Source organism: Wolbachia endosymbiont of Drosophila bocki (assembly GCF_028982005.1).
GTDB classification, from domain to species: domain Bacteria; phylum Pseudomonadota; class Alphaproteobacteria; order Rickettsiales; family Anaplasmataceae; genus Wolbachia; species Wolbachia pipientis.
Map to the genome: position 1 here is coordinate 1 of NZ_JAPQLG010000183.1, position 10,990 is coordinate 10,990.

Annotated in this window: 9 protein-coding genes, 1 tRNA gene and 2 pseudogenes; 10 read left to right on the forward strand and 2 right to left on the reverse strand. The window is 36.5% G+C overall.

Annotated features, from left to right (window positions below; translation table 11 throughout):
* Positions 1-570 (forward strand): annotated as a pseudogene (locus OZD61_RS04330) (hypothetical protein); the annotation flags it as partial.
* A gap of 10 nt (positions 571-580) precedes the next feature.
* Here OZD61_RS04330 and tkt read toward each other — a convergent pair.
* On the reverse strand, positions 581-2,644 hold the full coding sequence (tkt, locus tag OZD61_RS04335) for a transketolase (protein ID WP_274979988.1): 2,064 nt from the start codon (positions 2,642-2,644) through the stop codon (positions 581-583).
* A 113-nt stretch (positions 2,645-2,757) separates the two neighbouring features.
* On the opposite strand from tkt, the gene rpsD reads away from it, so the two are divergent.
* The 8 genes from rpsD (at position 2,758) to OZD61_RS04375 (ending at position 7,593) form a co-directional block, all read left to right on the forward strand.
* Positions 2,758-3,372 (forward strand): 30S ribosomal protein S4, encoded by a 615-nt coding sequence (rpsD, locus tag OZD61_RS04340; protein ID WP_274979989.1) that lies wholly within the window; start codon positions 2,758-2,760, stop codon positions 3,370-3,372.
* Between the two features lie 9 nt (positions 3,373-3,381).
* Positions 3,382-3,468: transfer RNA gene (locus OZD61_RS04345), tRNA-Leu, on the forward strand.
* 30 nt (positions 3,469-3,498) lie between these two features.
* Positions 3,499-3,699 (forward strand): Fe-S cluster assembly protein IscX, encoded by a 201-nt coding sequence (gene iscX, locus OZD61_RS04350; RefSeq protein WP_007552114.1) that lies wholly within the window; start codon positions 3,499-3,501, stop codon positions 3,697-3,699.
* A 455-nt stretch (positions 3,700-4,154) separates the two neighbouring features.
* Complete coding sequence (locus OZD61_RS04355; protein WP_274979990.1) at positions 4,155-4,496, forward strand: DUF721 domain-containing protein; 342 nt, start codon at positions 4,155-4,157, stop codon at positions 4,494-4,496.
* A 37-nt stretch (positions 4,497-4,533) separates the two neighbouring features.
* Positions 4,534-4,848, forward strand: coding sequence for a 50S ribosomal protein L28 (rpmB, locus tag OZD61_RS04360; RefSeq protein WP_274979991.1), 315 nt, complete (start codon positions 4,534-4,536; stop codon positions 4,846-4,848).
* Complete coding sequence (gene lipA, locus OZD61_RS04365; RefSeq protein ID WP_274979992.1) at positions 4,841-5,704, forward strand: lipoyl synthase; 864 nt, start codon at positions 4,841-4,843, stop codon at positions 5,702-5,704. Before rpmB ends, lipA begins: the two co-directional genes overlap by 8 nt.
* Positions 5,705-5,764: 60 nt before the next feature.
* Positions 5,765-6,481: a bifunctional demethylmenaquinone methyltransferase/2-methoxy-6-polyprenyl-1,4-benzoquinol methylase UbiE gene (gene ubiE / locus OZD61_RS04370; protein WP_274979993.1), complete on the forward strand. Its 717-nt coding sequence runs from the start codon at positions 5,765-5,767 to the stop codon at positions 6,479-6,481.
* Positions 6,478-7,593: an FtsW/RodA/SpoVE family cell cycle protein gene (locus tag OZD61_RS04375; protein ID WP_274979994.1), complete on the forward strand. Its 1,116-nt coding sequence runs from the start codon at positions 6,478-6,480 to the stop codon at positions 7,591-7,593. Before ubiE ends, OZD61_RS04375 begins: the two co-directional genes overlap by 4 nt.
* A gap of 370 nt (positions 7,594-7,963) precedes the next feature.
* Here OZD61_RS04375 and OZD61_RS04380 read toward each other — a convergent pair.
* Positions 7,964-8,827 (reverse strand): annotated as a pseudogene (locus OZD61_RS04380) (Rpn family recombination-promoting nuclease/putative transposase).
* 702 nt (positions 8,828-9,529) lie between these two features.
* On the opposite strand from OZD61_RS04380, the gene OZD61_RS04385 reads away from it, so the two are divergent.
* The coding region (locus OZD61_RS04385) for an ABC transporter ATP-binding protein (RefSeq protein ID WP_274979995.1) at positions 9,530-10,990 on the forward strand (1,461 nt) is incomplete at its 3' end.

The following is a 10,990-nucleotide window of genomic DNA, read 5'->3' on the forward strand; positions in this document are numbered from 1 at the left end:
AGATATACCTCTTTCTTAACTATGCTTATTTTACCTCATATTTTCGAGATCCTTAACAGGTTCTTAGATTTAACTACTAACGAAGAAATAAAAACTCTATTGCAACCAGCAGAAAAATCTGATGATGGTTCAGCGGGTGGATCATCGACAGATAGTGAAGGGGGTCAAGAGGAAGAGGAGGAGGAGGATTCAAATCAATCACAGAGAGAGCAAGACATCAATGGAGAAAAAGGAGCTGATGTACAAGACAAAGGTGTAAATCCTGTTGCTCCCACAGAACCTGCACAAACAGAAGAACAGCCGGGCTCTTTTTTTGGTAGTTTGTTTAGTATACTTATGAAGCCTTTTTCATTAGTTGCATCATTTTTTGGTGGTTTTTTTTCATGGTTGTTTGGGTCTGACACTGATGAATCTACATCACAAACCGATGCTGATGTTTCTTTACTTAAACCATCAAACGTAAAAAAGACTGATGAATCTGATATTCCCTTACCCACATCCAATCCATTAGACAAAGAAAATAACAATAATTATGATGCAATGAAAAGCCATGATGGGGTTATAGAGTAACGCAAGAGGTCTACTGAATATAAACCAGTTTCTCACACACACATTTTACTACGTGATCAGCACTGATATTAAAATGCTCATAGAGTGTTTTATAAGGTGCTGATTCTCCGAAGCTTTTCATGCCAATAAATATACCGTTTGAACCTATGTATTTATGCCAACCCATTTCACTTCCGGCTTCAATTGCAACTTTAATGCTGTCATTATTTAATATTGCCGCTTTATATTCATCGCTTTGCTCGTCAAAAAGCCTCCAGCATGGCATAGAAACAATCCTTATACCTATACCCTTTTCCTGCAATTTCTCCCTTGCTTCAACTGCAATTTCAACCTCGGACCCCGTAGCAAATATCGTCACTTTTAATTCTTTTGAGCATTCACACAAAATATATGCACCAAACTTTGATAAATTAGCAGATTGATCGATATCAGAGTAGAACTTGCGCATGTAACTTACGTTTTGCCTTGAGAGCGCAAACAGTGCTGGAGATTCTTTCTTTTCGAGTGCAATGCTAACACACTCCAGAGTTTCAACTGCATCGGCTGGCCTAAAAACATATAGATTTGGTATAGCACGCAAAGAGGCTAAATGCTCTATTGGCTGATGAGTTGGGCCATCTTCTCCCACTCCAATTGAGTCGTGAGTCATGACATACATAACCTGCTGCTTCATCAGAGCTGAAAGACGTATAGCAGGACGACAATAGTCGGAAAACACCAAAAAAGTGCCGCCATAAGGAAGAATCGCGCCGTGAAGTGCCATACCATTCATACATGCTGCCATAGCGTGCTCTCTCACTCCATAGTGGACATAAGAGCCACTATAATTATTGCTATTTATTACCTGCATGTGCTTATATTTAGTGCAATTTGACCCAGTAAGATCAGCAGAACCGCCGATTAATTCCGGCATAGACTCAGTTAAAAATTCCATTACTCTGCCGAAAGAAGATCGAGTAGCTTCGTTTGGCATTAGCTCACATATTTGTTTCTTCAGGTCAGCTAAAACACCAGCGATATTATCTGGTAGATGTTTATCTAACCGTCTTTGAAGTTCTGCATGATACCCTGTCATCCCAGCATTCTCTTCTGTCATCCCAGTACTCTCTCTTGTCATCCCAGTGCTTGACACTGGGATCCATTCTTTTTCTTCTTTCCTGGTCACGCGCTGGAATGACATCGTGTAGTTTTGTTTTGCTCTCTCAACAGTTTTCTTCCAGGCATTTTTCACATCTTCTGGTACATGGAATGGTTCATAATTCCAGTTTAATTTCTCTCTCATCTGTTTTATGTCTTCCTCCGAAAAGGCACCACTGTGAGCAGAGGATGTGCCAGCACGGCTTGAAAATTTTCCGATAATAGTTTTGCAGCAGATCATTGTAGGTTTACCAGACTTTTTTGCTTGCTCTATTGCAAAGGATATGGCATCAAAATCGTGGCCATCAATTTTGTCAACATTCCATCCATACGCTAAGAAGCGTTTCTCTACATCATCAGAGCAGGAAAGGCAAGTAGCGCCATCTATAGAGATATCATTATCATCAAAAAGAGCTATGAGCTTATTCAATTTAAGATGCCCAGCAAGTGATGCTACCTCATGGCTTATTCCTTCCATAAGACAGCCATCCCCTAGCATCACGTAAGTGTAGTGATTGATTCTGAATTGCTTTTTAAGGATTGATTCAGCAAGTGCCATGCCAACAGCAGCGGCAAACCCCTGACCGAGCGGGCCTGTTGTTGCCTCTACCCCGGAAGTCAAGCCGAACTCTGGATGACCTGGGGTCTTGGATCCCATTTGCCTGAAGTTTTTTAGCTCATCTATGCTAATATAACCCGTCAAATATAATATTGAATATAGTAACATTGACCCATGGCCGTTTGATAAAACAAAGCGATCTCTATTGAACCATTTAGAATCATCAGGATTATGATTCAGATATTTAGCAAACAAAACAGTTGCAACATCTGCCATGCCAAGTGGCATACCTGGGTGTCCAGAGTTTGCTTTTTGTACTGCATCAATTGATAAAAAACGGATGGCGTTTGCCATAGATTTTAAATGTGAATGATTCATGTGTTAATAGAAAAACTTAAAAATGAAGTATAAAAGATTATATCAGCAAAAACAAGTTGACACTGAGTGCTAAAATCCTTAATAATCTAAAGTTAAATCGTGAGAGTTTTTATATGACAACTGTTATCACTAGAAAGTATAGGATTAGCCGTAGACTTGGTGTAAATTTATGGGGTAGGGCTAAAGACCCAGTAAACAAAAGGAAATACCCTCCAGGTCAGCGTGGTGTTCTTGGATTCAAGAAGTTATCCGACTTTGGTAAGCAGTTTGCTGCGCATAAGAAATTTAAGTTTTACTATGCGATTTCAAGTAAGCAGCTCAGACGTACATTTTTAGATGCTTATAACAGAAAGGGTTATACGGCTGATAATTTTATCGGTATCTTAGAATCGAGATTAAGTTCTGTTTTATACCACTCTGGTCTTGTTCCAACGATTTACTCAGCAAAGCAGCTCATATCTCACAAGCACGTTACGGTTAATGATAAGGTGGTTAACATATCGAGTTATCGAGTGAAGCCAGGTGATATAATAAAAATAAGAGAAAGGGCAGCAAAAATCCCTGTAGTAGTAGAGGCTGAACAAAAACAAGAGCGCAAGGCTCCGGATTATTTAGAAGCAGATAGTAAAGAGCATTCAGTGAAGTATTTGAGGTCACCTCAATATTCTGAGGTTCCTTATTCAGCAGACATGGAAGTCAATTTAGTAGTAGAGTTTTACTCTAGATAGATAAAAAAAGCCCGTGTGGCGGAATCGGTAGACGCAGCGGACTTAAAATCCGTGGGTTTTGCGACCTTGGGAGTTCAAGTCTCCCCATGGGCACCAATTTAACTTAGCAGATAAATACAAAAAAGTATGAAATGGCTTGATATAGAAGATATTGTGGAAGCTCTGGAGGAAAAATTTCCAAATGAGAATATAATTAGTATCAGATTCACTGAGCTTAAAAAAAAGGTCTTGAGTTTAGAGGAATTTGATGATGATGAAAAACGCTGTAACGAAAAAATACTCGAAGCTATTCAAGCAGCTTGGATTGAGGAAAGATTAACCGCATAGCAATGAACCATACGCAAACGTGATTTCTATTACAATTTGCATATTGATTATGCTATTTTTTGGATCTAGCCTGGCAAGTTAATAATAATTTAACTAATTACAATTAAAACAGCTATAAGGTTAATTATGAGGCAAAGATGACAGCACAAAATTTGGTAAATGGAACGATCTTGGCAAGTGCTACGTTGAGATAAGTTTTGCATAAAAATACTGCTTTTACGGTGTGAGGCCAGAGGGTAGAGCCTTTGTAAAGCAGTTAGAAGGTTGTCATCTAAGTAGCGTGACCAGAGCTAGATTCCGCGAACACGCCGCGGAATGACGACTATGCAATATGCGTTGCGGAGTGACGATTATGGTCGTACCGTCACGGTATCTCACAAACATGTAGCAGTAATGACAAAATCTCAAGTTATATGTATACTTTTATATTATCTACCTACTAAAAAAACAGAAAAATGCTCAAACGTAGCGGTCCAAAAAAATTAAAGTCTATAATTGAAAATTATGCATTAAAATGCATGAAAAATAAGATTAGCAAAAATGAAATACGTCTGATTTTAAACTGGCAAAATATAGTAGGGAAAGAAATAGCAGAGTGTACAAAACCAAAAAAGATCTCATATGCACAGAATATAAATTCTGGTGTGTTGCATCTGGTAGTAACAAATGGCAGTAAAGCATTGGAAATTCAGCATGTGATTTCTCTTATAATAGAAAAAATTACGATATTTTTTGGCTATAAAGCAGTATATGGTATAAAAATTAAGCAAGAGAGTATTGACTATTTGACTATATAAGGTAATCTAAGTACATAGAATAATTTGGTATATTGAAGTGAGTAGAGTTTGTGAATTAACAAATAGAAAAAAATCTTTTGGTAGTAAGGTATCACATTCAAATCGTAAAACAAAGCGTACCTTTCTTTTAAATTTACATAAGGTTACGTTGACAAGTGATATATTGAATAAAAAGTTTAGATTTCGTGTAGCAACAAGAACTTTGAGAACTATAGATTACAAAGGTGATTTGGATGCTTTTTTGCTCAACACAAGAACGATTAAACTAAGTGAGAAAGCGCAGAAGATAAAAAGAAAGTTGAAAAAAGTTTTAGTAAAGCAAGAGGTAGAGTTAGCCGTTTCAGATGCATAGTAAGCCTCCATGGCTTAGAGCAAAAGCTCCGACCGGTGAAGTATTCAATGAAACCTTGAACATCGTTAAACTGCATAACTTACATACGGTATGTGAAGAAGCTGCATGTCCAAATATTGGTGAATGTTGGAATAAACGTCATGCTACTGTGATGATTCTCGGTTCTGTTTGCACTCGTGCTTGTGCATTTTGCGGCGTTGCAACTGGCATTCCTGATAAACTAGACCCTCATGAACCAGAAAATTTAGCAAAAGCAATAAAAAAGTTAAACTTAAAACATGTTGTCATTACTTCTGTTGATCGTGATGATTTACCAGATGGTGGCGCAAATCAGTTTATACAGTGCATAGAAGAAATTAGAAAGATAACTTCAGAAACAACAATAGAGATTTTAACTCCTGATTTTTTAAATAAGAAAGGAGCATTTGAAGCAATTGCTGTTGCATCACCTGATGTCTATAACCACAATATTGAAACAGTGCCGAGATTGTATGCAAAAATAAGACCACGAGCTCGCTATTTTCATTCACTATATTTGTTGAAGATGGTAAAGCAGATTAATCCTAAAGTTTTCACAAAGTCAGGGCTTATGGTTGGTCTTGGAGAAACAAAAGAGGAAATACTTCAGGTTATGGACGATTTGCGCAGTGCTGAGGTTGATTTTATTACAATTGGTCAATATCTACAACCAACTCCAAAACATGCAAAACTTGATAGGTATGTTACCCCAGAAGAGTTTGAGCATTATAAATATATTGCTTACTCCAAAGGTTTCTTAGTGGTTGCATCAAGCCCACTGACTAGGTCATCATACCACGCTGAAGAAGATTTTAACAGGCTCAAGGCCTGTCGTTGACATTTGTGTTAATTCAAATTAATTTTTACTAATTATAAAGGAGTTGAGCGACTTTACGTAATGTCTACTATAAAAATCAAGAAGAAATCACAATTAGTTAAAGAGGTATTCGATTCCGTGGCAAGTCGCTACGACACCATGAATGATATAATGAGCCTCGGAATGCACAGATTATGGAAAGATAAGATGGTAAATAGTGTGCATTTTACAAAAAACTCTAAGGTTTTAGATGTTGCTGGAGGAACTGGAGATATAGCAATAAGAATAGTAAGAAAAGAGCCAAGTGCTAAGGTTACAGTATGCGATATAAATCAAAACATGCTAAACAGAGGACGTGATAAAGCTATAAATTCAAACCAAATTAATTTTGATTGGGTATGTGCAAGTGCAGAAAGTTTACCATTTGAAGACTCCGAATTTGATTATTGCACAATAGCTTTTGGCATTCGAAATGTTTCTGACCGCAAGAAGGCTTTAAATGAGGCGCACAGGGTATTAAAACCACATGGGAAATTTATCTGCTTAGAATTTGCCCCTATGCACTATCAAAATGAGATATTTACCAAACTTTATGACTTATATTCGTTTAAAGTAATTCCTAAAATTGGCAGCATAGTTGCTAAAGACAAGAGTTCTTATGAATATTTAGTGAAGAGCATCAGAGAATTTCCAACTCAGGCTGATTTTAAAATGGAAATTGAAGAGGTAGGCTTTAAGAATGTTGAGTTTCATAATATGAGCTATGGAATAGTGGCATTACACATTGGAACAAAATGAATATTAAACTCTGGTATAGAACGCTGGATTATTATCTCATCCTTCCAGTGTTTTTTTTGCTCACTATAAGCTTCATTCTTGTTTATTCAGCAAGCCCTGTAATTGCGCAGCGTCTTTCTTTACCACAAGATTATTTTATACGGCGTCACACAATTTATATAGTCCTGTCACTAATTACCTTGGTGACATTTTCTTTTCTCAACACAAGAACTATACTTAACCTCTCATTCGCAGGTTTCGCTTTATTTACTATTCTAGTAGCAACTGCGATAATACTTGGTATAGAGGTAAAAGGTGCGAAACGATGGTTACATATTGTCAAAATTTCAGTTCAACCATCTGAGTTCGTAAGGCCATTTTTTTCTGTTGTTATAGCTAGTATCTTGGCCAGCGAAATGAAGTTTAAAATACACATATCAATCATAATATTTCTGTTAGTTTTTGTGTTGTTACTTTTGCAACCTGATTTCAGTATGTCTATGCTTTTAACATATTCTTTTATTGGTCAAATGTTTATTGCATGTATACCACTTTTATACTTTCTATGCATAATAGGAATGGCCACAACTGGAACTACAATAGCTTACTTATGCCTCCCACATATAAAGCAAAGGATTTACAATTTTGTCTTTTTTACGCAACGCGATAACTTTCAAGTCACAAAATCATTAGAAGCATTCAAAAGAGGTCAATTAACTGGAGTTGGACCTGGTGAAGGTAGCGTAAAAGCCTCTCTTCCTGATTGTCATACAGATTTTGTGTTTTCTGTTTTAGCAGAAGAATTTGGTTTGATTACGTGCTTAGCCACATTGATGTTATTTGGTATCATTTCCGCCCGCTTGCTTTACGTTGCATATAGGGAAAATGAATTATTTAATCTGTTAGTGATTCTCGGTATCTCAATGCAATTCATCACACAATTCATAATAAACATAGGGGTAACATTGAGTGTTTTTCCTACCACCGGCATAACCCTGCCGTTACTTAGCTATGGTGGTTCTTCTCTTTTATCTTCGAGCATCGCACTTGGCACAATGCTGTCTTTCAGTAGAAACCAAGCTATCGCATTAAAGTTTCGTGAGCGTGTTATGCTTGGAAGGTATATGGACTAAACTTGTACCGCTCACAACTATTATTGGTATCCCTCCAAAATGGGTATCTGTTCAGATGAGTGGCAAAATAAGGTAGACGAGAAAAGCAACTATAGGAACAAATGGGTGTCATGCAAGTAGCTGACACTGGTATCCAGTCCTTTTGCACAGTTCCATCAAAAACGTTGTAAAGCGCTTTCGTGTTTACCAACTTAGTGCCCAATCTGGATCCCAGACTGGGATGACAAAAAAAGGAGCACTGGAATTTTTGTTTCAGCATTAGCCATGCACCTGAACAGATACCAGAAAATATTCCACTGACATGCTGAACAACAAATACATCACTATGTCGTTTATCGCAAAAACTTATATTTTTCGTAACCATTCACACTTAATTCTGCAATTCTTTGATCTCACTCATAGAAAGACCAGTAGTTTGAGCTATAATATTAAAAGAAACACCTGCTTTAAGTAGATTCTTTGCGACTTCAATTTCCCTCTCTTTTCTACCTTCCTCTTTAGCAAGATCAAGTCTGTATTCAAGAATGGCTTCTTCTTTGCGCAGATCCATTATTCTTTCTTCATAAGCTACTAGATCTTTTTCATTCCAGTGAAACTTATCTAATTCATCATATGCTAGCTTTATTATTGGTGATTTTTCCGCAATTTTTCTGAGATCTTCGTCCGTTGTTTCATCTGCATATTTGAAAAAAAATAGCCAACGGTCTACTACACTTTCTAGTTATTCTTCTCTACTCTTAGGAAATTTTGGCAGCTCTATGAAGATAAATTGAAAATCTTTTAAGTCATGCTCATTGGTTTTTTCATCTCTGATGGTATGGCTAGATATATAGTCAAGCTTATCAGGGAATAAGGTACAATTTGAAATCGCGATAAAGAAAATCTTCTTTAAATCAACGTATTTACCAGATTTATCAGCTTGTCTTGAGTAAGCCTTAGCAGCATAAAGTTGTGCGCGTTTTTCAAAGCCTTTATCACGAGTGAGCTGCATCTCAATTATATACCTGTTCCCACTAGAATCCCTGCAAAGAACATCAACAATGCTTTGTTTATCAGAAGCAATTTCAGGGTCCATAATGGTGCTTAAGAATTCTACTTCTTGTATAGTGTTGACTTCAGTACATCCTAAAATATCGTTTAAAAAATGGATAAGAATATTCTTATTTTTTTCAGTGCCAAAGATTTTCTTAAATGTTAAATCTAACTTTGGATCGAGAAATTTAGAAAGAGCCACAGTAAAAATACTGAGAAAAGATTAATAATTATACACTATTATTAACAACTATTCAACCATATTTTTAAGTATAGTTATACCGCCGCGGCGCTAACACGTAGCGGGATGACGATTGTCGTTTAGCCATAAATACTTAAGAAATTTACCAAACGAAAAAAAAGGCAAAAGAAGCCCTAGTCATTGTCTATTTTCAGTATTGGCGTTTTTTAAGTCTTAAACACTGCAATTTAGCTGCTTTTAAATGCAACTCACCTTAGTTTAAATGTTTAAGAAATTTACTAAGCAGAAAAAAAGGCAAAAGAAACCCCGTGTTAGCTAGTTGTCACTCTCTAATCCTGCAAATTGGCGTACTATACTGTCTTAAACGACTTATAAGCGCGTTTCAGCTTATATAGGTAAAAACCTAGAAATGTTGTGAAGACATAAGGTGCACATAGTGCAAAAAATTAAAAATAAGACGCCAACTACGTTGTTTTCTTGCTGTTTAATCTGCACAGATGAAGATAACTGAATACCCTCAATACCATGATAAGAGGACTGGCGGAGTTTGTCAAGCAAGTTTTTCGTTTCTGCGGGCTACTACCCTTTCTTGGTGGACTAAAATCACAACAGCTGCAGAACCTAAATTGCTTCATACTACACCTTTCCCCTTTCCCCTGAAACTAAAATCTATATACTTAACTTTAGAAACTTTAAAATAAGATGCGATCTAATATTAGGCAGTTATTTTACTATATAAAGCCTAATCTATCCTATTTTGTCATAGCTTTTATTGCAGTTTTATTTTCAGCCTTAACGATCCTCCTCTTTGGCAGAGGCTTAAGCAATATAATTGATTCTGGCACAGAGCACGATTTTACTACCAAACTATTAGTTGCAATACTTATAGTTTTAGCCATTTCTCTCACTGCATTTACTCGGTTATATTTCATTGGCATTGGCAGCGAGAAAGTTATCGCAAGAATCAGATATGACTTATATAGCAGTATCACTAACTTGCAACCAAGTTTCTTTGAGAACACAGGCGTACAAGATGTTATCTCAGCGTTAATTACTGATACCTCTGTGCTGCAATCAATAATAAACAGCAGCTTACTAACCATATTACGAAATTTTGTGATTCTGATTGGCAGTGTTGCTATGTTATTATATACAAATATACAACTAACTGCGTATGCAGCCGCAATAATACCTATACTACTCATTATCATGACCTCACTTGGAAAAAAAGTGCGTAGCTATGCACGCTTTGCTCAGGATAAATTAAGTGAGCTTGCGTCATTTAGTGAGGAAAATTTTAGATCCATAGTGACTATCAAATCGTTTGTACTCGAGGAAAACGAAAAAATCCGTTTTAAGGAACATTTAAACTCAGTATCAAAATCATACGTAAAATTAGTACTCTTGCGTGCTATTTTAGTAACTCTAGTTATCACGTGTGTGATAGGTTCACTAGTTGTTTTGCTCTTTTTTGGTATTAAAGAAGTCTTAAGCAATAATATAACTATTGGAGAACTCTCCTCATTTGTGTTTTATTCAGCGCTCGCAGCAGGAGCTATAAATAATTTGAGCGATAATATCAGTGATTTACAACGAGGTCTTGGAATAGTAGAGCGTTTATTTGAATTTAAAAATATGAAAAGCTCTATAGCAGATCCCGATGATCCTATAAAAATTTGTAGTGTTCAAAAGGGAATCTCGTTTAATGGCGTAACATTTTTTTATGAATCTCAGTCTGATAAGCCAGCGTTAAATAACGTATCATTTTCTATAGAAGCAGGTCAAGCAGTATCAATTGTTGGACCATCTGGCAGTGGTAAAAGCACCATTTTAAAGCTTCTGCTCCGTTTTCATGATCCAAACAAAGGTAGCATTACTATCGATGGGCACAATATTAAGTCAATTGCGCTAAATGACCTCAGATCGTTGTTTGGCTTAGTGCCACAAGATCACATGATATTTTCTTGCTCAATAATGGAAAATATACTATATGGCAAACCAGGTGCCGAATATGAGGAAGTGAAGCAAGCAGCCATCAGCGCTTATGCGATGGAATTTATTGATAAGCTGCCTGACAAATTTGATACATTTGTAGGAAAAAGAGGATTAAAACTTTCTGAAGGACAAAAACAACGTATTGTAATAGCAAGGGCCATACTCAAC

Coding starts and splice junctions, on each gene's coding strand:
- tkt (WP_274979988.1), bottom strand. CDS start 2,644: ATGAATCATTCACATTTAAAATCTATGGCAAACGCCATCCGTTTTTTA.
- rpsD (WP_274979989.1), top strand. CDS start 2,758: ATGACAACTGTTATCACTAGAAAGTATAGGATTAGCCGTAGACTTGGT.
- iscX (WP_007552114.1), top strand. CDS start 3,499: ATGAAATGGCTTGATATAGAAGATATTGTGGAAGCTCTGGAGGAAAAA.
- OZD61_RS04355 (WP_274979990.1), top strand. CDS start 4,155: ATGCTCAAACGTAGCGGTCCAAAAAAATTAAAGTCTATAATTGAAAAT.
- lipA (WP_274979992.1), top strand. CDS start 4,841: ATGCATAGTAAGCCTCCATGGCTTAGAGCAAAAGCTCCGACCGGTGAA.
- ubiE (WP_274979993.1), top strand. CDS start 5,765: ATGTCTACTATAAAAATCAAGAAGAAATCACAATTAGTTAAAGAGGTA.
- OZD61_RS04375 (WP_274979994.1), top strand. CDS start 6,478: ATGAATATTAAACTCTGGTATAGAACGCTGGATTATTATCTCATCCTT.